Annotated in this window: 16 protein-coding genes; 9 read left to right on the forward strand and 7 right to left on the reverse strand. The window is 56.5% G+C overall.

The features are described 5' to 3' along the window. Positions 1-17: 17 nt before the first annotated feature. Positions 18-644, forward strand: coding sequence for a glutathione S-transferase family protein (locus tag ACMYSK_RS10920; RefSeq protein ID WP_434642942.1), 627 nt, complete (start codon positions 18-20; stop codon positions 642-644). 2 nt (positions 645-646) lie between these two features. Here the strand turns inward: ACMYSK_RS10920 and ACMYSK_RS10925 are convergent, their stop codons facing one another. Both ACMYSK_RS10925 and bssR read right to left on the reverse strand, forming a co-directional pair. Further along, positions 647-1,759 (reverse strand): PQQ-dependent sugar dehydrogenase, encoded by a 1,113-nt coding sequence (locus ACMYSK_RS10925; protein WP_434642945.1) that lies wholly within the window; start codon positions 1,757-1,759, stop codon positions 647-649. 127 nt (positions 1,760-1,886) lie between these two features. Continuing rightward, a complete protein-coding gene (gene bssR / locus ACMYSK_RS10930) occupies positions 1,887-2,270 on the reverse strand; it encodes a biofilm formation regulator BssR (RefSeq protein ID WP_434644033.1) in 384 nt (127 codons plus the stop codon). A 409-nt stretch (positions 2,271-2,679) separates the two neighbouring features. On the opposite strand from bssR, the gene ACMYSK_RS10935 reads away from it, so the two are divergent. The 4 genes from ACMYSK_RS10935 (at position 2,680) to rimO (ending at position 8,948) form a co-directional block, all read left to right on the forward strand. After that, positions 2,680-3,918, forward strand: coding sequence for an oligosaccharide MFS transporter (locus ACMYSK_RS10935; protein ID WP_434644036.1), 1,239 nt, complete (start codon positions 2,680-2,682; stop codon positions 3,916-3,918). 482 nt (positions 3,919-4,400) lie between these two features. Continuing rightward, positions 4,401-6,089: an arylsulfatase gene (locus ACMYSK_RS10940; protein WP_434642947.1), complete on the forward strand. Its 1,689-nt coding sequence runs from the start codon at positions 4,401-4,403 to the stop codon at positions 6,087-6,089. A gap of 74 nt (positions 6,090-6,163) precedes the next feature. Then, positions 6,164-7,426, forward strand: coding sequence for an anaerobic sulfatase maturase (locus tag ACMYSK_RS10945; protein WP_434642949.1), 1,263 nt, complete (start codon positions 6,164-6,166; stop codon positions 7,424-7,426). Positions 7,427-7,640: 214 nt separating this feature from the next. Next, positions 7,641-8,948: a 30S ribosomal protein S12 methylthiotransferase RimO gene (gene rimO / locus ACMYSK_RS10950; protein ID WP_434642951.1), complete on the forward strand. Its 1,308-nt coding sequence runs from the start codon at positions 7,641-7,643 to the stop codon at positions 8,946-8,948. Positions 8,949-9,071: 123 nt separating this feature from the next. Here the strand turns inward: rimO and gsiD are convergent, their stop codons facing one another. The 5 genes from gsiD to iaaA form a co-directional block, all read right to left on the reverse strand. After that, the gene (gene gsiD, locus ACMYSK_RS10955) at positions 9,072-9,983 is read right to left on the reverse strand and encodes a glutathione ABC transporter permease GsiD (RefSeq protein ID WP_434642953.1); all 912 of its coding nucleotides are present in this window, start codon (positions 9,981-9,983) and stop codon (positions 9,072-9,074) included. A gap of 1 nt (position 9,984) precedes the next feature. Then, positions 9,985-10,905, reverse strand: coding sequence for a glutathione ABC transporter permease GsiC (gene gsiC, locus ACMYSK_RS10960; protein WP_434642955.1), 921 nt, complete (start codon positions 10,903-10,905; stop codon positions 9,985-9,987). Between the two features lie 106 nt (positions 10,906-11,011). Then, positions 11,012-12,553, reverse strand: a complete 1,542-nt coding sequence (gene gsiB / locus ACMYSK_RS10965; protein ID WP_434642957.1) for a glutathione ABC transporter substrate-binding protein GsiB — start codon at positions 12,551-12,553, stop codon at positions 11,012-11,014. Between the two features lie 37 nt (positions 12,554-12,590). Continuing rightward, a complete protein-coding gene (gene gsiA, locus ACMYSK_RS10970) occupies positions 12,591-14,447 on the reverse strand; it encodes a glutathione ABC transporter ATP-binding protein GsiA (RefSeq protein WP_434642958.1) in 1,857 nt (618 codons plus the stop codon). Between the two features lie 11 nt (positions 14,448-14,458). Further along, positions 14,459-15,400 carry a beta-aspartyl-peptidase gene (iaaA, locus tag ACMYSK_RS10975; RefSeq protein WP_434642960.1) on the reverse strand — a complete coding sequence of 314 codons (942 nt, stop codon included), beginning with the start codon at positions 15,398-15,400 and terminating at the stop codon, positions 14,459-14,461. A gap of 287 nt (positions 15,401-15,687) precedes the next feature. Between iaaA and moeA the strand changes: the two genes are divergently transcribed. The 4 genes from moeA (at position 15,688) to ACMYSK_RS10995 (ending at position 21,167) form a co-directional block, all read left to right on the forward strand. Further along, the gene (gene moeA / locus ACMYSK_RS10980) at positions 15,688-16,923 is read left to right on the forward strand and encodes a molybdopterin molybdotransferase MoeA (RefSeq protein WP_434642962.1); all 1,236 of its coding nucleotides are present in this window, start codon (positions 15,688-15,690) and stop codon (positions 16,921-16,923) included. After that, a complete protein-coding gene (gene moeB / locus ACMYSK_RS10985) occupies positions 16,923-17,678 on the forward strand; it encodes a molybdopterin-synthase adenylyltransferase MoeB (RefSeq protein WP_434642964.1) in 756 nt (251 codons plus the stop codon). The genes moeA and moeB overlap by 1 nt, the downstream gene beginning before the upstream one ends. A gap of 152 nt (positions 17,679-17,830) precedes the next feature. After that, a complete protein-coding gene (locus ACMYSK_RS10990; protein WP_434642966.1) occupies positions 17,831-18,730 on the forward strand; it encodes a glycyl-radical enzyme activating protein in 900 nt (299 codons plus the stop codon). A gap of 4 nt (positions 18,731-18,734) precedes the next feature. Further along, a complete protein-coding gene (locus ACMYSK_RS10995) occupies positions 18,735-21,167 on the forward strand; it encodes a formate C-acetyltransferase/glycerol dehydratase family glycyl radical enzyme (RefSeq protein ID WP_434642967.1) in 2,433 nt (810 codons plus the stop codon). The last annotated feature ends 26 nt before the right edge of the window (positions 21,168-21,193 follow it).

Consider the following 21,193-nt stretch of genomic DNA (forward strand, 5'->3'; position numbering starts at 1 on the left):
AACAGGCAGGAACCGATATGATTACGCTATGGGGCAGAAATAATTCGACGAATGTGAAGAAGGTACGCTGGGTGCTGGCGGAGCTTGAGCTTCCTTATCAGCACATTCTGGCGGGGCTGGAGTTTGGCCTGAATCATGACCCGGAGTATCTGACGATGAATCCGAACGGTCTGGTACCGCTGCTGAAAGATGATGCGAATGGCCTCGTCCTTTGGGAGTCGAACGCAATTATCCGCTATCTGGCTGCCGAATATGGCCAGGACCGCCTGTGGGTCAATGCGCCGCGACAGCGTGCGCAGGGCGACAAATGGATGGACTGGGCCAACGGTTCGCTTTCGCCTGCCCACCGTCCGGTATTAATGGGACTGGTCAGAACGCCGGTGGAAAAACGTGACCCGGCGGCCATTGCCGCCGGTATTGCCGCCTGCGAGGCGCTTTTCGCCATCCTTGATGACGAACTGGCAACCTCTCCCTGGCTCTCCGGAGACGCCTTTGGTCTCGGTGATATCGCCGTTGCACCATTCGTTTATAACCTGATGGCGATTGTTGATAGCTGGCAGCCGCGCCCGCACCTGCAGCGCTGGTATCAACAGCTTAACGAGCGCCAGGCGTGGCGTGATGTGGTGGCGATCCCGGTAACCTGAGGTTATTCAACCGGACTCACCTTCAGCAGCTCACCGTTGGATTCGTCGGTTAACACATACACATATCCGTCGGGTCCGACGCGCACATCGCGAATACGCTTCCCGCGATCGCGCAAAATGCGTGCCTCTTCGCTCACCTTATCGCCGTTCACCTTCAGGACGATCAGCGACCGGTCCTTCAGGGCCCCGATAAACAGCTTATGCTGCCACTGCGGGAAGGTCTGCGCAGCATAGAACGCCATTCCGCTCACCGCCGGTGACGTTTTCCAGACGAAAAGCGGCGCCTCTGTGCCGGCTACCGCCGTGCCTTGCGCTTCGGGAATGGCCAGCCCGCTGTAGTTGACTCCGTGCGTCGCCAGCGGCCAGCCGTAGTTTTTCGCTCTCTGCGGAATATTAATCTCATCGCCGCCGCGGGGCCCGTGCTCGTTGAGCCACAGCGTAGCGGTCCACGGATTCATCGCCATTCCCTGTGGGTTGCGGATGCCATAAGACCAAATCTCCGGCCTGGCACCGGCGCGTTCGACAAAAGGATTATCGGCCGGAACTTTCCCGTCCTGCGTCAGGCGCACGACTTTTCCCTGCAGTTTGTCCAGTTCCTGGGCCGTTGAGCGCTTGTTATTCTCCCCCAGCCCGATGAACAAGTGCCCTTTGCCGTCAAAAACCAGTCGTCCGCCAAAATGGTTACCGGTTGAAAGCTTCGGCAGTTGGCGGAAAACAACCTGAAAATTCTCCAGATGCTGAAGATTGTCGCTCAGGCGACCATAACCCACGGCGGTACCAGCCTTACCGTCATCGCCGGCCTCGGCAAAACTCAGCCAGACCCGCCGGGATTGTTCGAAATCCGGCGCCAGCGCGACGTCAAGCAACCCTCCCTGGCCACTGGCCCAGACCGGAGGGACGCCGGTTATCGCAGCCGAGAGGCCTTCTCCCTGCCGCCAAAGCTTCAGATACCCTGAACGCAGGGTTATCAATATTCCCCGGTCATCAGGCAGAAAAGCCATCGCCCACGGGTGTTCAAGCTGGTCTTGCAATACATCAACGCGAACCTTCCCGGCGAGGGTCGCGAGGGGAAACAGCAGAATGGCGAGCATCGTTAAGGAGGCTATCTGGCGCATGGCGTTTTCCTGTTGTCGGCAATAATCGGCAATACGATTCGGCAATGCGCTAAGGGTAGCCAGCGAGGAAAATCAGGGCGGGATTTTTACATAACATTAAGCAGGGGGAGTTCGCCTCCCCCCGAATTCAGACGTGGGTTACTGGTGCCTGTTTATTCAGCTTATGAATATTCAGCGTCAGTTCCGTCAGGCAGCGTTCCAGGGTCTCTACGTTAACTGCAATAAAAGACGGGCAGTCATGATGCCCGCTCATCAGGCAAACCGCCGCTGAGGCGACGGCTCCACCCGCAAGACGGAGAGCATCCTTTTCCTCCGGCGTGAGAACGTGCTGCAATCGCCGCCCGTGCTCACGCATTTCACCACACAGTTCAAACAAGTTATCACGCAGATGCTCATTTTCGCTGACTGACATATAGCCCTTCGCTTTGCGTAACTGTAAATAAGCGTCGAGATCAATATTGGCATTAATCAGCTTATTCAGAAGGTTACGATACAGTCTGTCAACGCTCATCATGGTTCCTCCTCTGTCATCCATTACCATTATTAGAATATGGCTATTTTTTGTACAAAGGAATGCGCGAGGTCAATAATTCCCGGTTAATTAACATCATTTACAATGTTACATTGATGTTTTAAGTCACAACCAACTCAGGCTCCTTCTTAGGTCAAAAACGAAGTTAACACCACAAAATGTTATACGCTCTCACGGCATGAAAAAGATAATGAAACATTAAAACAGCAATGATTTACTCTTTTTTTGCAGCAATGATCACAAATAACCATCATTACAATTGCTCAAAGTTTCCTTCGGGTGTCATATCAGCGGGCTTAATGTATTACGTATAACATTGAATAAAAAAACCACGACCTGCGGCTTCTCCCCGCAATATGAACCTCGATCGCCTGAAGGAACTGAAATGATTACGCCCGGCAAAAGAAACTATATCTTGTTGAGTCTTTTCGATTTCCTCTATTTATTCGCCTGGTCATCCACCATGGCGTTTTTCGTTATCTGGACGACTCAGCATCTTGGGATCAGCGCCACTAAAACTGGCCTGCTGTATTCCGTTAACGCCTTTATCGCCCTGCTGATGCAGCCCTTTTTTGGCTTCATTGCCGATAAATTTGGTCTGAAAAAGCGACTTATCTGGATCCTGCTGGCCATGCTCCTGCCGGTCGGTCCGTTCTTTATTTATCTGTATGCCCCGCTGCTGGTGCACAGCTTTTGGCTGGGAGCCTTACTGGGTGGTGTCTATCTGGGGGTTATTTTTAACTCCGGCTGCGGAGTCATCGATTCGTATATCGATAAAATTTCGCGGCGCTATCATTTCGAATATGGTCGGGTACGGATGTGGGGGTCATTAGGCTGGGCCGCCGCCGCGTGGATTGTGGGAAAATACATCGACAGCAGCCCAAACCTTGCCTTCTGGCTGGCCAGTATTGCGATTGTGATTGCCGCGATCTGCTTCATGCTGACCAAAATCGAACTCACCGAAGCCGAGATGGAAAAAACCAGTGCGCTGAAGGTCTCCCATGCGCTGGAGCTGGCAAAAAACGGACAGTTCTGGATGCTGCTGATCTTTACCCTATTCGTCACGCAGATTTATGACACCTACGATCAGCAGTTTGCGCAGTACTTCTCTCTGCAGTTCCCCACCCCGGAAGAAGGCAACCGCTGGTACGGGATTCTGGCCTCCATCCAGGTCTGCGGCGAAACGCTCTTTCTTTGCCTGATGCCGTGGTTTGTTAACCGCACAGGGGCAAAATGGGCGCTGATTATTGCCGGGTTGATTATGTCGGTACGCATCATGGGTTCAGCCATCCCACTAGGCCCGGTCTGGATTGGTGCGGTGAAAATGATGCACGCGCTGGAAAAACCGCTCATTCTGGTTTCGGTGTTTAAATTTATCGCCGCCAACTTCGACCATAAACTCTCTTCAACGGTCTATTTACTGGTGCTGTTTGTCGCCTCTATTGCCACCGCTATTTACTCTCCGCTGGCCGGTTACCTGTACGACACCATCGGCTTCGCGCATACATATTATATCCTCGGCGGCATCGCCGGGCTGTTTACCCTGATATCGATTTTCACCCTGCGCGACAAGCGAGAACCCACCGCTCCGGGTTCGGCCCCGGCAGGCGGGGTTGCCCAACCCTGACAGAAGCAGGCTATTTCCCCGGGAGTCATCCTGGGGAACACTTTTCCAAAAATAGCGCGGGAAAAATAATATGTTCTGAATAAATACTGAGGTTATTCCGCACTTTTTGGCAGAGAAATATTAACGTTAATAAAATCATCACTCTCATTATTTGCGCCAGCGCGTATTTCACGACGATAAAAAATATCCCTCTTACGTCTCGTAACATTTATTCGCAGCCAGCGGTACACCATGTTCTCCCCGCCGTGGCTGGCACCGCATCGCCTGATGCAGGCGCGCCGTCTCCTTCTCTCCCTCCGCAGCTAACCCGGCCCGCTGGCGCTTTTCACCAATATAGACTTCACTTACCTCGCTAACCCAACATCACAGCGGTTGCTATTTCTCATCAGGGTTGTGTTGGGATATCGAGCTTATTCATCTACACCTTCCCTGAAGGTGTTAAATAATACTCATTATCATATGAAGCTATGATGGGGAATAACATGAATAAAACATACAAGGGTATAGGGGTTCTCGCGTTTGCTGCGGGCTCGCTATTACCCTATGGCGCTGTGCGGGCCGCGGAGCAAAATACCACGGATCAAAACGGTGAATCGGCAAAGAAACCCAATATTATACTGATTGTTTCTGACGATACCGGCTACGGCGATCTGGGCGTCTTTGGCGGGGGTGAAGGTCGCGGCATGCCAACGCCAAACCTCGACCGCATGGCCGATGAAGGGATGACTTTCTTTGATTTTTATGGCCAACCCAGCAGCACGCCGGGCCGTGCTGCAATGCAGACCGGCCGTATTCCTAACCGCAGCGGGATGACCACCGTGGCCTTCCAGGGGCAAGGCGGCGGCCTGCCTAAAGAAGAATGGACGCTGGCATCCGTTCTGAAGACCGGCGGATACAAAACGTTCTTCACCGGTAAATGGCACCTGGGCGAAGCCGATTACGCGCTGCCCAATGCTCAGGGCTACGACGAAATGAAGTATGTCGGCCTGTATCACCTCAACGCCTATACCTATGCTGACCCCACCTGGTTCCCGGATATGGACCCGCAGCTGCGCGAAATGTTTGCGCGCGTGACGCGCGGTGCGCTTTCAGGTAAGGCCGGTGAAACACCGAAAGAAGACTTCAAGATCAACGGCCAGTACGTCAATACGCCAGAGATCGATGGCAAAGAAGGCGTTGTTGGGATCCCGTTCTTCGATCGCTACGTCGAAAAAGCCTCACTGGATTATCTGACCGCCAATGCCCAATCGGCTGAACCTTTCTTTATGAGTATCAATTTCATGAAGAACCACCAGCCGAACATGCCTGACCCGGATTACATTGGCAAATCCATGTCGAAGAGCAAATATGCTGATTCCATGGTCGAAATGGATGCCCGCGTGGGCCACATCATGGATAAGCTCCGTGAACTGGGCCTCGATAAAAACACGCTGGTCATCTGGACGACGGATAACGGTGCCTGGCAGGATGTCTATCCTGATGCGGGCTATACGCCGTTCCGCGGTACCAAAGGAACCGATCGCGAAGGGGGCAGCCGCGTGCCGGCTATCGCCTGGTGGCCAGGTAAAATTAAGGATCACAGCCGCAACCATGACATCGTTGGCGGCCTGGACTTAATGGCGACATTTGCCTCCGTGGCCGGAATTAAACTGCCCGATAAGGACCGGGCCGGTCAGCCGATTATCTTTGACAGCTACGATATCTCCCCGGTGCTGTTTGGCACCGGTAAAGATCCGCGCACCTCATGGTTCTATTTCACCGAAGACGAACTCACCCCTGGCGCGGCACGCGTCGGCCACTATAAAGCCGTCTTTAACCTGCGCGGCGATAACGGAGCACAAACCGGTGGCCTGGCCGTGGACTCAAACCTTGGCTGGAAAGGCCCGACCTCTTATGTCGCCACCGTCCCGCAGATTTTTGACCTCTGGCAGGATCCGCAGGAACGTTACGACATTTTTATGAACAACTATACCGAGCATACCTGGACGCTGGTGACCTTCAACGAGGCCATCTCCAACCTGATGAAGACCTATGTTCAGTACCCGCCGCGGAAGTCGCAGAGCGAAGGCTACAGCGGGCCAATCACGTTGTCTCAGTATGAGCGTTTCAAAAACGTCCGCGACCAGTTGCAGAGTGAAGGCTTCAAGTTGAGCCTGCCCACCGGTAACTAAAAAAATACCAGGCCCGGAGAATCTCTGCCGGGCCTTTTTATTGCCTATACGGCACCCGACACAGGTTACGGTTGATGAAAAAAAGCACCGAGATCCCACTGACACCGTTGCAAAACCAGGGACGATATCTCCCCGCCTACAAACGCCGTTATCACATGATGGCTAAACCCAGCGGCTCAACCTGTAATATTGACTGTCAGTACTGCTTTTATCTGCACAAGGAGCAGCTACTCGATCAGCCGCAGGATAAAGGCATGAGTGATGATGTGCTGGAAAACTTTATCCGCCAGTATATTCAAAGCCAGGACGGGGAAGAGATTATCTTTTCCTGGCAAGGGGGTGAGCCGACCCTGATGGGGCTGGAGTTTTTCCACAAGGTCGTGGCCCTGCAAAAAAAATATCAGCCAAAACATCAACGTATTGAAAATGATCTGCAAACCAACGGCATCTTAATCAACGACCGGTGGGCCGCTTTCTTGAAGGAGCATAATTTTCTGGTCGGCGTCTCTATTGATGGCCCCCGGGAAATACATGACCGCTTTCGCGTGACCCGCAGCGGAAAGCCAACTTTTGACAAAGTCATGGCCGGTATTGCCGCCCTTAAACGTCATAAAGTACCGTTCAACGCCCTGGCGGTTATCAACCGGGTGAATGCCCGGTTTCCTCGCGAGGTTTACCGCTTTCTCACTCAGGAGCTCGGGGCAACCTATATCCAGTTTACCCCCTGCGTAGAGGCAACAGACTTCAAGACCACCGCCCCGCAGTTCTGGCGGGAAGAGGCGATTCCCGTGACCGGCTCCCGCCGAGCCAGGCCGGGAGATCTCGATTCGGTCGTCACCGACTGGTCCGTTGACCCCGATGACTGGGGACATTTTTTGACCACAACGTTTGATGAATGGGTGACCAACGATCTGGGCCGCGTCCAGGTTAACCTGTTTGAAACCGCAGTCGTACAAACCATGGGCCTCCCTTCCCAGCTCTGCATCACCGCACCGTTTTGCGGTAAAGCACTGGCGATTGAGAAAAATGGCGACGTCTACTCCTGTGACCACTACGTCTATCCCGAATACAAGCTCGGCAATATTAAGGCCCATAAGCTGGCGCATATGGTGTTTTCAGAACGCCAGAAAGTTTTTGGCATGGGCAAGAAAGAGACCCTGCCCGCATACTGCAAATCCTGTCCGCATTTGAACCTGTGCTGGGGGGAATGTCCGAAAAACCGCATTGTCCGCGCCCCGGATGGAGAAGAAGGGTTGAACTATCTTTGCCCGGGTTTCCGTCACTTTTACTCCTCGGTAAAGCCGACCCTGGAGAAAATTGCCGCCATGCTGAAGTAATCGACCGCAGACCCGTCACGCACAGCGGATCTCCACCGGAGATTCCGCTGATGGTGAAGGTTTCTGACCGCAGTTGGCCATCATTAATGCTGTTTTTTTGTCATCTTAAGTGACGTTACGCCTTTATTGCGCCTTCGCCCGCATTGGGGGGCTAGAAACAACAATCAAGGCGTAGGTATAATCCCGCCATTCCGAGCAATGTATAGTATAAAAAATGGCCAAAATTGGATTTATCTCATTAGGGTGCCCGAAAAATCTCGTGGACTCTGAGCGCATTCTGACCGAACTGCGTACCGAAGGTTATGAAGTGGTTCCTAGCTACGAAAACGCCGACATGGTTATCGTCAACACCTGCGGCTTTATCGACAGCGCCGTTCAGGAATCTCTGGAAACGATTGGCGAAGCGTTAAAAGAAAACGGCAAAGTCATTGTGACCGGCTGCCTGGGTGCGAAAGAAGACCAGATTCGCGAAGTGCATCCTAAGGTACTGGAGATAACCGGGCCGCACAGCTACGAGCAGGTACTGGAGCATGTCCACCACTACACGCCGAAGCCAAAACACAACCCGTTCCTGAGCCTGGTGCCGGAACAGGGCGTGAAGCTCACGCCGCGTCATTACGCCTATCTGAAAATCTCTGAAGGCTGTAACCATCGCTGTACCTTCTGCATTATCCCGTCAATGCGCGGCGATCTGGTCAGCCGCCCAATAGGCGAAGTGCTGTCCGAAGCCAAACGCCTGGCCGATGCCGGCGTGAAAGAGCTGCTGGTCATTTCCCAGGATACCTCTGCCTACGGTGTCGATGTGAAGCACCGTACCGGTTTCCATGACGGTGCCCCGGTCAAAACCAGCATGGTTAGCCTGTGCGAAGAGCTGGCGAAACTGGGCATCTGGGTACGTCTGCACTACGTCTATCCGTACCCGCACGTCGATGACGTGATTCCGCTGATGGCGGAAGGTAAAATCCTGCCGTATCTGGACATCCCGCTGCAGCATGCCAGCCCGCGTATTCTTAAACTGATGAAACGCCCAGGCTCTGCCGACCGTCAGCTGGCGCGCATCAAGCAGTGGCGTGAAATCTGCCCAGACCTGACCCTGCGTTCGACCTTTATTGTCGGCTTCCCGGGCGAAACGGAAGAAGATTTCCAGATGCTGCTCGACTTCCTGAAAGAGGCGCGTCTTGACCGCGTAGGCTGCTTTAAGTACAGCCCGGTTGAAGGTGCTACCGCGAACGAACTGGCGGATCAGGTGCCGGAAGAGGTGAAAGAAGAGCGCTGGAATCGCTTTATGCAGTTGCAGCAGCAGATTTCTGCCGAGCGTCTGCAGGAGAAAGTCGACCGCGATATCATGGTGCTGATCGATGAAGTGGACGAAGAAGGTGCCATTGGCCGCAGCATGGCCGATGCCCCGGAAATCGACGGCGCGGTCTACCTGAACGGTGAAACGAAGGTTAAACCTGGCGACGTGGTCCGGGTGAAAGTGGAACATGCCGACGAATACGACCTGTGGGGCAGCCGGGCTTAATTCCGCCTGCTGAACTCATCCCGGAGGCGGTGCTCCGCACCTGTCCGGGCAACAACACCCAGTAAGCACTTTGCACACAGGCCCGGTAAGCGATAGCGCCACCGGGCATTGTGCTCCCGTGTACTACCCTTTTATCTTTGGATCCAGCGCATCGCGCAGGCCGTCCCCCAGCAGGTTAAACGCCAGCACCGTCAGGAAAATCGCAATCGCCGGGAACAGCGCCACGTGCGGCGCCATCACCATATCCGCCCGCGCTTCATTGAGCATCGCCCCCCATTCCGGAGTCGGCGGCTGCGCGCCCAGCCCAAGAAATGAGAGACTGGCGGCGGAGATAATCGACACCCCGATACGCATGGTGAAATAGACGACGATCGACGATACCGTACCGGGCAAAATATGACTGAACAGAATCGTCATGTCGCTGGCGCCGATGCTGCGCGCCGATTCGATAAAGGTCTGCTGTTTAAGCACCAGAGTATTACCGCGCACCAGGCGAGCAAACGCCGGGATCGAAAAGATCGCCACCGCAATGATCACATTCGACATTCCGCTACCCATCACCGCGACCACGGCAATCGCCAGCAGGATCCCGGGAAAGGCGAACAGCACATCGCAGATACGCATGATGATGCGGTCCCACCAGCCTTCATAATACCCGGCCAGCAGACCGAGTACGGTACCGATTGCCGCGCCGATCAGCACTGCCAGCACTCCGGCCGCCAGCGAAATCTGAGCACCAACCAGCACCCGACTAAAGATATCGCGCCCGAGCGAATCGACCCCAAACCAGTGCAGCATCGACGGGCCGTCGTTGAGCCGGTCATAATCAAAATAGTTTTCCGCATCGAACGGCGCAATCCATGGCGCCACAAGGGCAACCGCAATCAGCAGCAGGACGAAAACGCCGGCCCCCATCGCTACCGGCTGACGACGAAAGCGCCGCCAGAACTCGCGCCACGGCGTGCGGATTTGTCCGGGTTTAATCCCCGGCATGGCGTTGATAACCGCCTGCCTTCTCCAGTTGAGCAATCGCACCTTACTTGTACCTGATAGCCGGGTTAATGGCGGCATACAGAACATCCACCACTAAATTAATAAGAATAAACTCCAGCGAAAAGAGGAGCACTTCCGCCTGAATCACCGGATAGTCACGCATCTCCACTGAATCCACCAGCAATCGCCCAAGGCCTGGCCAGTTAAAGACCTTCTCGACCACAATCGACCCGCCGAGTAAAAAACCGAACTGCAGGCCCATCATGGTTACCACCGGGATCATGGCGTTGCGCAGACCGTGCTTCAGCACCACCCGCGTCTCACTGACCCCTTTGGCGCGCGCCGTACGCATATAATCTTCATGCAGAACATCGACAAAAGAGGCGCGGGTAAAACGCGCCATCACCGCCGCGACCGCGGCTCCCAGCGTCAGAGAAGGCAGAATGTAGTGCCGCCAGCTGTCAGCGCCGACCGTCGGCAGCCAGCCAAGCTCCACCGAGAAGACCTGCATTAACAGCATGCCAAGCGCAAAAGCCGGAAATGAAATACCGGTAACCGCCAGCGCCATACCCAGGCGGTCAGGCCAGCGGTTGCGCCACACGGCCGCCGCAATACCCGCTGCCATGCCAAATACCACCGCCCAGCTCATGCTGGCCAGCGTCAGCCACAGCGTCGGCATAAACCGGCTGGCAATTTCGCTACTGACCGGGCGGCGTGATGCCATCGAGGTGCCGAAATCGCCCTGCAATACGCTGGTGATATAGTGCCAGAACTGCACGTGCAGCGGCTGGTCAAGCCCCAGCTGCTGGCGCACCATCGCCACGACCTGTGCATCGGCCTCGGGTCCGGCAATCAGCCGCGCCGGATCCCCGGGCAGCATGTGCACGAACAGAAACACCAGCACCGCCACAATCAGCAGCGTGGGGATCAGCCCCAGCAGGCGCTTAATCACATAATTGAGCATCGGCCCTCCTTGCCTGCATCTTTATCCTGCCGGAGCGAAGATAAAAAACCCAGTCGGGCACGCCATGTTCCTCTCCCGCGACGGGAGAGGGTCAGAGTGCTTTCCGTCACTGTGCTAAATCCGCCTGCTCGAAGCTAAATCCGGTATCCGGCTGGATATAAAAACCGGTCAGATTCTTACTGTGTGCCGAGACCAGTTTTTCCACCACCAGCGGGACCCACGGCGACTCTTTCCAGATAGTCTCCTGGGCCTCTTTATAGAGCCGCGTTTTTTCCTTCACATCGGTGGTTTTTAGGGCGCCGGTGAGGTCTTTATCCACCTGCGGGTTACCATAGAACGCGGTGTTGAACAGCGTCGGCGGCCAGTTTTGTGAAGCAAACAACGGTGACAGTGCCCAGTCGGCTTCGCCGGTTGAGGCCGACCAGCCGGTGTAGAACATCCGCACCCCGCTCTCTTTCTGCCCTTTTGCTTCCACTTCCGCCGCACGCTGCCCGGCATCCATCGCCGTCAGCTGTGCCTTGATGCCCACCTGAGCCAGCTGCTGCTGAGTAAATTGCAGCACTTTCTGCGCGGTACTGTGGTTATGCGATGACCACAGGGTGGTGCTGAATCCGTTAGGGAAACCGGCCTCTTTCAGCAACTCGCGGGCTTTTGCCGGGTCATACGGCCACGGTTTAAAGCTCTCAGCATAGGCAATAGACGGCGGTACCACGCCGGTTGCCGGGGTCGCGTAACCGGCGAAGGCGACTTTCACCAGCGCCTGGCGGTTGATAGCGTAGTTGATCGCTTCACGCACTTTCGGGTTATCGAAAGGCTTTTGCGTCACGTTCATACTGATATAGCGCTGCATGATTGACGGGCTGGCCACCAGCTCCAGCTTGCTGTTTTTCTCCAGCAGCGGCGCCTGCTCATAAGGGATCGGGAAAGCAAACTGCGCTTCTCCGGTTTGCAGCATCGCCGCGCGGGTATTGTTATCTACCACCGGACGCCAGGTAATCGAGTCCAGCTTCGGCAGGCCCGGCTGCCAGTAACCGGCAAACTTTGTCACCTTCACGAAATCGGTCTGATTCCAGGTATCCAGCTGATACGGCCCGGTTCCTACCGGATGGAAGCCGATATCCTTGCCGAACTTTTTCAGCGCCGCCGGGGAGATCATCGCCGTTGCCGGGTGAGCAAGGATGTTAATGAACGCGGAGAACGGCTGCTTCAGGGTGATTTTTACCGTCGTCGGGTCAACGGCTTCGGTGCTGGCGATATTCTTATACAGGTTATAGCGCTTGAGGTGGTTGTCAGGATTGCTGGCGCGGTCGAGGTTAGCCTTCACCGCGTCGGCGTTAAAATCAGTACCGTCCTGGAACTTCACCCCGGAATGGAGTTTGATGGTGTAAACCAGCCCGTCCGGCGAGATGGTGTAGCTCTCCGCCAGCACGTTTTGCAGCTTCATCTCTTTATCAAGGCCAAACAGCCCTTGATAGAACGACTTGGCGACGGCCTGGGACAGCGTGTCATTGGCATCATACGGGTCGAGGGTCGTAAAGTTAGAACCGACCGCGACGACCACATCTTTCGCGGCAAAAACCGGGCTCGCCGCCAGCGCTGACGTGACGACCAGCGCCAGCAACCCCTTGCGTGATACACGTTGTGTCATGTTGTTCTCCTGAAAGGCTGTATTGTTGGTGTCGTTGTTATCTTCCCAGCACGTCGGCGACGGGTTCCCTGGCGACAAAATGCCCCGGCCCCACCTGTTGTAACGGCGCGCTGATAACCTCTGTACCCCGCTTATAGATATTGCCCGGCAGTTCGTCAGAGAGCAGTACGCGCTGCGGATGACGATGCGTCGGGTCGGCCACCGGTACAGCGGCCATTAATTTGCGGGTATAAGGGTGCTGCGGGTTTTCAAACACGGCGCGGCGCGGGCCAATCTCAACAATTCGCCCACGATACATCACCGCCACGCGGTGACTGATGCGTTCAACCACCGCCATATCGTGTGAAATAAACAGGAATGCGATGCCCATTTCACGCTGTAAATCGAGCATCAGATTAATAATCTGCGCGCGAATGGAGACATCCAGCGCCGACACGGCCTCGTCGGCAATCACCACTTTTGGATTCAGCGCCAGCGCGCGGGCGATGCAAATTCGCTGACGCTGACCGCCGGAAAACTCGTGCGGATACCGCCAGGCGTGTTCCGGCTGCAGGCCGACTCGCTCCAGCAGCCAGGCGACACGCTCACGCGCCGCGTCCCCCTTCAGCATGCCGTGTATGCGCAGCGGCTCCATTATTGAATAACCGACGGTTTGTCGCGGGTCGAGCGACGCAAACGGATCCTGGAAAATAAACTGAATATCGCGGCGCAGCGCCTGAAGCTTGCTGTTTGCCAGCGTATCGATACGCTCTCCGTTAAAGACGATCGTTCCACCCTGCGTCGCCACCAGCCGGAGCAAAGCCCTGCCGGTCGTTGACTTCCCGCAGCCGGACTCGCCGACCAACGAGAGGGTTTCTCCCGGCCACAGATCGAAGCTGACCTTCTCGACCGCATGAACTTCGCGGGTGATGCGGTTCAAAATACCGCTGCGCAACGGGAAGCGCGCCACCAGATCGCGCACTTTAAGAATCGGCTCGCCGGCCACGACGGTATTCTGTTCGCCCTCATCGGGCGCGGGCTGCTGTAATAACGGAAAATGGCGCGGCAGGTTGCTGCCGCGCATCGAGCCAAGTCGCGGTACTGCAGCTAGCAGCGCCTGGGTGTAGGGATGTTGCGGTGCGCGGAAGATAGCCTCTACCGTGCCGCTCTCCACCGCTTCACCGCGGTACATTACCAGTACCCGATCGGCAATATCGGCGACGACGCCCATATCGTGAGTAATAAAAATCACCCCCATCGCCATCTCTTTTTGCAGAACGGCAATGAGCTGGAGAATTTGTGCCTGGATCGTGACATCCAGCGCCGTGGTGGGTTCATCGGCAATCAAAACCGCAGGACGGCACGACAGCGCCATGGCGATCATGACCCGCTGACGCATCCCGCCGGAGAGCTGATGAGGATAGCGCGAGAGCATCGTTTCCGCCTCGGGGATCCGCACCTGATCGAGCATTTTCTTTGCTTCGCGCAGCGCTGCATCATGCCCCAGCCCCTGGTGCAGGCGAATAGATTCAGCAATCTGCTCTCCGATGGTAAACACCGGGTTCAGCGAGGTCATCGGCTCCTGAAAAATCATCGCCATATCGGCCCCGCGCACGCTGCGCATCCCGGCAGCAGACTGTTCGCTCAGGGCAACAACCTGGCGGTTGCGACGACGCAGCCACAGCGCTTCGCTGCTGACCTCGCTAACCTCCCGATCGAGCAGACGCATGAGCGCCAGCGCAGTCACGGATTTCCCCGACCCTGATTCGCCGACGATGGCTAGCGTTTCGCCCCGCCGCAGGGTAAACGACAGCTGACGCACCGCAGAAAACGTCTCCCGCTCCTGGCGAAATGCCACGTTCAGATCGCGCACCACCAGGACATCATTGGCGTCGATTTCTTGACTATGCGGCAACGTGCTTCCCCTTATTCCCGATAAATGCCAATTGTGGGCGTATCCCCGGCGTAGCACCAGGCCCGGTACATGCCTTCACTGTTGAACGGCAGCACCACATTGCCTTCTCTGTCGATGGCAATCAGGCCGCCGCTGCCGCCGAGCGCCGGCAGTTTTTCCATCACCACTCGCTCGCAGGCTTCATACAGGCTGAGATTGCCATATTCCATCAGCGCAGCGATATCGTAGGCCGCCAGCGTACGGATAAACACTTCGCCGGTGCCGGTACAGGAGACCGCGACGCTGGCGTTATTGGCATAGCAACCGGCCCCCGGCAACGGGCTGTCGCCGACGCGACCGGGGAGTTTATTCGTCATACCGCCGGTCGAGGTTGCCGCCGCCAGATTGCCGGCCAAATCCAATGCCACCGCACCGACGGTGCCCATTTTATGGCGTTCGTCCAGCGGCGAGGTGCGGTGATCGAGTACGATCTCGTCGTCGGCCTGCGCCTGTTGCAGCTGAAGTAAACGTTCGGTGGTCGAAAACAGTGCGTTCTCTACCGGCTCCATACCGTGGTCGGCGGCGAACGCTTCCGCGCCCTCGCCGATCAGCAGCACATGCGGGCTTTGCTCAAGCACCAGACGCGCGGCCAGCACCGGGTTACGTAAATGTTTGACTCCGGCAACCGCCCCGGCCTGCAACCGGTTGCCGTCCATCACGCAGGCATCCAGTTCATGAGTGGCATCACGGGTAAAAACTGACCCAATACCGGCATTAAACAGCGGGCACTCCTCGAGCAGGCGCACCACTTCAGTGACCGTATCCAGCGCACTGGCGCCTGCCGCCAGCATTTTTTGTCCGCTGTCGACAATCTCAGAGAGCGCCGCCACGTACTGTCGTTCGCGTTCCGGCGTCAGCGCGGAGCGCGTTATCGCCCCCGCCCCGCCATGAATTGCTATCACCGCCTTGCCCATTCAGCGATCCCTTACCCATAAAATGTCTTTATTCATACGGCATCCTGCAAACAGCCTCTTGAGTGGCGACGGATAACCTGCTCTTTTCCAGGTGTATTCCCCTACTGATTCAACGCATCCTGGATGATTTTGTGTATAAATATCATTATCGTGCTGACTGTCCTATACAATTTTTGAATATAGAAAGCCTATGCGGTGGTGTAAAGCCTGTACCGTGGTGGCATATAGCCGTCAGCGCTTTTCTGTCATAATAGGCGTTTTCGATGTTTTGCCCGCAGGAGAACCCCATGGATTTTACCGCCGGACTGATGCCGCTCGACACAGCCCTGACTCAGATGCTCAATCGTATTACACCGCTGAACGCGGTGGAAACCGTCCCGCTGTTGCAGGCCTTTTCGCGCGTAACTGCCCATGATCTCATTTCGCCGCTGGACGTCCCGGGCTTTGATAACTCGGCAATGGACGGCTATGCCCTGCGTCTGGCTGACCTCGCCGACGGCGCGGCGCTGCCGGTCGCAGGTAAAGCCTTCGCCGGGCAGCCGTTCCACGATATCTGGCCTGCCGGCACCTGTATTCGCATCATGACCGGTGCACCGCTCCCTTCAGGCTGCGATGCGGTCGTGATGCAGGAAGAGACAGAGCAGACCGAAGAAGGTATCCGCTTCGTCGCCCCCATCAAAGCGGGGCAAAACATTCGCCGCCGTGGCGAAGATATCGCCGATGGTGCCGTTGTATTCCCCGCCGGAACCTCGCTTACCGTCGCCGAGCTGCCGGTGCTGGCCTCGCTGGGTATTGCGCAGGTGGATGTGGTGCGTAAAGTGCGCGTCGCGGTGTTCTCGACCGGTGATGAACTGCAGCTACCGGGCCAGCCGCTGGGCGACGGACAAATCTACGATACCAACCGACTCGCCGTACACCTGATGCTCCAGCAGCTGGGTTGTGAGGTGATTAATCTTGGCATTATTCCTGACGATCCGGACCGCCTGCGCGAGGTGTTTATCGAAGCTGACCGCCAGGCCGACGTGGTCATCAGTTCCGGCGGCGTTTCCGTCGGGGAAGCGGATTACACCAAAACAATCCTCGAAGAGCTGGGCGAAATTGGCTTCTGGAAGCTGGCCATCAAACCGGGTAAACCTTTTGCCTTCGGAAAGCTGAACAACAGCTGGTTCTGCGGCCTGCCGGGCAATCCGGTCTCCGCTACCCTCACCTTTTACCAGCTGGTGCAGCCGCTGCTGGCAAAACTGGGGGGCAACAGCGGCAGAACTCAGCCGATGCGCCTGCGCGTTCGCGCCGCCACGCGGCTAAAAAAATCGCCGGGCCGCCTCGACTTCCAGCGCGGCGTACTGCAACGCAACCCGGACGGTGAGCTGGTGGTTGAGTCGACCGGTCATCAGGGTTCGCATATTTTTAGCTCTTTTAGCCTCGGTAACTGCTTTATCGTCCTGGAACGCGAACGCGGCCATGTCGAAGCGGGCGAATGGGTTGAAGTTGAACCCTTTAACCATCTGTTTGGGGGGGTGTAATGGGCGTCGAGCTGAGCGATGAGGAGATGCTGCGCTATAACCGTCAAATCATCCTGCGCGGTTTCGATTTTGACGGCCAGGAGCAGTTGAAAGCCTCGCGGGTACTGGTGGTTGGCCTCGGCGGACTCGGCTGCGCTGCGGCACAATATCTGGCGGCCGCTGGCGTCGGTCAGCTCACACTACTGGACTTCGATACCGTGTCGCTCTCCAATCTGCAGCGCCAGACGCTGCACAGCGATGCGACCCTTGGCCAGCCGAAGGTCGACTCCGCGCGTGACGCGCTGGTGCGCATCAACCCGCACGTTCAGCTCGCGACGCTGAACGCCTTGCTCGAAGACGATGCATTACAGGCGCATATTGCCGCGCACGATCTGGTGCTCGACTGCACCGATAATGTCACTATCCGCAATCAGCTCAATGCAGGCTGTTTCCGGCACAAAACGCCGCTGGTTTCCGGCGCAGCGATTCGTATGGAAGGCCAGATCAGCGTCTTTACCTGGCAGGAGGGCGAACCGTGCTATCGCTGCCTGAGCCGCCTGTTCGGCGACAACGCCCTCACCTGCGTTGAGGCGGGCGTGATGGCACCGCTGGTCGGCGTCATCGGCGCGTTGCAGGCGATGGAGGCCATTAAAGTTCTCACCCGCTACGGCGTTCCGGCGGCAGGCAAAATTGTTATCTACGACGCGATGACCTGTCAGTTTCGTGAAATGAAGCTGCCGCGCAACCCGCAGTGCGAGGTTTGCGCTGGTCTCTGACCCCCTCCCGGCGGCGGCCGCCGCCGGTTAATGTGTGACCTGGTACGACTTTCCCTTTTCTCCCAGGCCTGATCCGCTCTGCTGTTGATTTGCATCAATACAACTTTCATTCGAAAGTAATTTAATCTTCATATGCAAAGAGAGGGCACATTATGATTTTCAACATTCAGCGCTATTCAACTCACGACGGCCCCGGGATTCGCACCGTCGTATTCCTTAAAGGTTGCTCGCTGGGTTGCCGCTGGTGCCAGAATCCGGAAAGTCGCGCCCGCACGGCGGACCTCCTGTATGACACCCGTCTGTGCCTCGACGGCTGTGACCTGTGTCAGCAGACGGCGCCGGATGTCATCACCCGCAAGCTCGATGGCCTGATTATCCATCGCGAAAAGCTCACCGATGACCACTATGCGCGGCTGCGCGAATGCTGCCCGACCACCGCGCTCACCGTTTGCGGCGAAGAGAAGAGCGTGGAGGAGATTATGGCCACGGTGCTACGTGATAAACCTTTCTACGATCGCAGCGGCGGCGGGGTTACTCTCTCCGGCGGTGAACCGTTTATGAATCCTGAACTGGCGCAGCGGCTGTTTCAGGCCAGCCATGAAGCCGGGATTCACACCGCCGTCGAAACCTGTCTGCACGTGCCGTGGAAATATGTGGCGCCCTCGCTGCCGTGGATTGATCTGTTTCTTGCCGACCTTAAGCACGTTAATGAAGCGATTTTCAACCAGTGGACCGACGGCAGCGCCCGCCGGGTGCTGGATAACCTGCAGCGCGTCGCGCAGGCCGGGAAGAAAATGATCATCCGCGTCCCGTTGATTCAGGGGTTCAACGCCGATGAAGCCGCCATTACCGCCATTACCGATTTTGCCGCCGACCGTTTGCAGGTCGCGGAGATTCATTTCCTGCCGTACCACACGCTGGGAATGAACAAATACCAGTTACTCAGTCAACCCTATACCGCACCGGACAAACCGCTTGCTGCACCCGAGCTGCTCGCCTTCGCGCAGCACTATGCTCAGAGCAAAGGTTTAACGGCTACTTTACGAGGATAAACCCATGACCACCCTGAAACTGGATACGCTGAGCGCTCGCATTCAGGCGCATAAAATGGCGCTGGTACATATCGTTAAGCCCCCGGTGTGCACAGAGCGCGCGCAGCATTACACCGCGGCTTATCAGCAGCATCTTGATAAGCCTATTCCGGTGCGTCGTGCGCTGGCGCTGGCTCATCACCTGGCAGAGCGTACTATCTGGATCAAACACGACGAGCTGATCGTCGGCAACCAGGCAAGCGAAGTCCGCGCCGCGCCGATCTTCCCGGAATATACCGTCAGCTGGATTGAAAAAGAGATCGATGATCTTGCCGATCGTCCGGGCGCGGGTTTCGCCGTCAGCGAAGAGAACAAGCGGGTCCTGCATGAAATCTGCCCGTGGTGGCGTGGGCAAACCGTCCAGGATCGCTGCTACGGAATGTTTACCGATGAGCAAAAAGCGCTGCTGGCAACCGGTATTATCAAAGCAGAAGGCAATATGACCTCCGGGGATGCCCACCTTGCGGTTAACTATCCGCTGCTGCTGGAAAAAGGCCTCGACGGCATGCGTGCCAAAGTGGCCGAGCGCCGCTCGCGCATCAACCTTACGGTGCTGGAAGACTTGCACGGTGAGCAATTCCTGAAGGCCATTGATATCGTACTGGACGCGGTGAGCAAACACTGCCAGCGCTTTGGCGAACTGGCTCGTACCATGGCCGCAGCAGAAACGCGCGAAACCCGTCGCGACGAGCTGCTGGCCATCGCGGAAAACTGCGACATCATCGCTCATGAACCACCAAAAACCTTCTGGCAGGCGCTGCAGCTGTGCTACTTCATCCAGTTGATTCTGCAGATTGAGTCCAACGGTCACTCGGTATCCTTCGGCCGTATGGACCAGTACCTCTATCCGTACTACCGCCGTGACGTCGAGTTACAGCAATCCCTGGCACGCGAGCAGGCGATTGAAATGCTGCATAGCTGCTGGCTGAAACTGCTGGAAGTGAACAAAATTCGCTCCGGATCGCACTCTAAAGCCTCCGCAGGGAGCCCACTGTATCAGAACGTGACCATCGGTGGACAAAACCTGGTGGATGGCAAAGCGCAGGATGCGGTGAACCCCCTCTCCTATGCCATTCTGGAATCCTGCGGCCGTCTGCGCTCAACTCAGCCCAACCTCAGCGTGCGCTACCACGCCGGCATGAGTAACGACTTCCTCGACGCCTGCGTGCAGGTGATTCGCTGCGGCTTCGGGATGCCGGCGTTCAATAATGACGAGATTGTTATTCCTGAATTCATCAAACTCGGCATCGAACCGCAGGATGCCTACGACTATGCGGCCATCGGCTGCATCGAAACCGCCGTCGGCGGCAAATGGGGATATCGCTGTACCGGGATGAGTTTTATTAACTTCGCCCGGGTGATGCTCGCGACCCTGGAAGGGGGACGCGATGCGACCAGTGGCCAGGTGTTCCTGCCGCAGGAACATGCGCTGTCGAAAGGTAACTTTGCCAACTTCGAGCAGGTCCTGGCCGACTGGGATACTCAGATTCGCTACTACACGCGCAAATCAATCGAGATTGAGTATGTGGTCGATACCATGCTGGAAGAGAACGTCCACGATATTCTGTGCTCGGCGCTGGTGGATGACTGCATTGAGCGGGCGAAGAGTATTAAGCAAGGCGGAGCGAAATACGATTGGGTTTCCGGTTTGCAGGTCGGTATTGCCAACCTCGGTAACAGCCTGATCGCGGTGAAAAAGCTGGTGTTTGAACAGGGGGCAATCGGTCAACAGCAGCTGGCAAAAGCACTGGCAGAAGACTTTGACGGCCTGACCCACGAGCAGCTGCGTCAGCGCTTGATCAATGGCGCGCCGAAGTACGGTAACGATGATGACAGCGTGGATACCCTGCTGGCACGCGCTTACCAGACTTATATCGATGAGCTGAAGCAGTACCACAACCCGCGCTACGGTCGTGGTCCGATTGGCGGCAACTACTACGCCGGAACTTCATCAATTTCTGCGAACGTCCCGTTCGGCGCGCAGACCATGGCGACGCCGGATGGCCGTAAGGCGCATTCACCGCTGGCGGAAGGGGCTAGTCCGGCCTCCGGGACCGACCATCTTGGGCCGACCGCGGTTATCAGTTCTGTGGGTAAACTGCCGACCGGCTCGATTCTCGGCGGCGTGCTGCTTAACCAGAAGCTGAACCCGGCGACGCTGGAGAACGAGTCCGACAAGCAGAAGCTAATGGTGCTGCTGCGGACCTTCTTCGAGGTGCATAAAGGCTGGCATATCCAGTACAACATCGTGTCGCGTGAAACGCTGCTGGAAGCGAAGAAACACCCCGACCAGTATCGTGATTTAGTGGTTCGCGTGGCCGGTTATTCGGCCTTCTTCACCGCGCTGTCGCCGGATGCCCAGGACGATATCATCGCCCGAACCGAGCATACGCTGTAAGCAAAACCCCCCGGAGGCGGCGCGTT

It is taken from the genome of Klebsiella sp. I138 (assembly GCF_051131765.1).
In the GTDB taxonomy this organism is placed as follows: Bacteria; Pseudomonadota; Gammaproteobacteria; order Enterobacterales; family Enterobacteriaceae; genus Klebsiella.

Coding starts and splice junctions, on each gene's coding strand:
- ACMYSK_RS10920 (WP_434642942.1), top strand. CDS start 18: ATGATTACGCTATGGGGCAGAAATAATTCGACGAATGTGAAGAAGGTA.
- ACMYSK_RS10925 (WP_434642945.1), bottom strand. CDS start 1,759: ATGCGCCAGATAGCCTCCTTAACGATGCTCGCCATTCTGCTGTTTCCC.
- bssR (WP_434644033.1), bottom strand. CDS start 2,270: ATGAGCGTTGACAGACTGTATCGTAACCTTCTGAATAAGCTGATTAAT.
- ACMYSK_RS10940 (WP_434642947.1), top strand. CDS start 4,401: ATGAATAAAACATACAAGGGTATAGGGGTTCTCGCGTTTGCTGCGGGC.
- ACMYSK_RS10945 (WP_434642949.1), top strand. CDS start 6,164: ATGAAAAAAAGCACCGAGATCCCACTGACACCGTTGCAAAACCAGGGA.
- rimO (WP_434642951.1), top strand. CDS start 7,641: ATGGCCAAAATTGGATTTATCTCATTAGGGTGCCCGAAAAATCTCGTG.
- gsiC (WP_434642955.1), bottom strand. CDS start 10,905: ATGCTCAATTATGTGATTAAGCGCCTGCTGGGGCTGATCCCCACGCTG.
- gsiB (WP_434642957.1), bottom strand. CDS start 12,553: ATGACACAACGTGTATCACGCAAGGGGTTGCTGGCGCTGGTCGTCACG.
- iaaA (WP_434642960.1), bottom strand. CDS start 15,400: ATGGGCAAGGCGGTGATAGCAATTCATGGCGGGGCGGGGGCGATAACG.
- moeA (WP_434642962.1), top strand. CDS start 15,688: ATGGATTTTACCGCCGGACTGATGCCGCTCGACACAGCCCTGACTCAG.
- moeB (WP_434642964.1), top strand. CDS start 16,923: ATGGGCGTCGAGCTGAGCGATGAGGAGATGCTGCGCTATAACCGTCAA.
- ACMYSK_RS10990 (WP_434642966.1), top strand. CDS start 17,831: ATGATTTTCAACATTCAGCGCTATTCAACTCACGACGGCCCCGGGATT.
- ACMYSK_RS10995 (WP_434642967.1), top strand. CDS start 18,735: ATGACCACCCTGAAACTGGATACGCTGAGCGCTCGCATTCAGGCGCAT.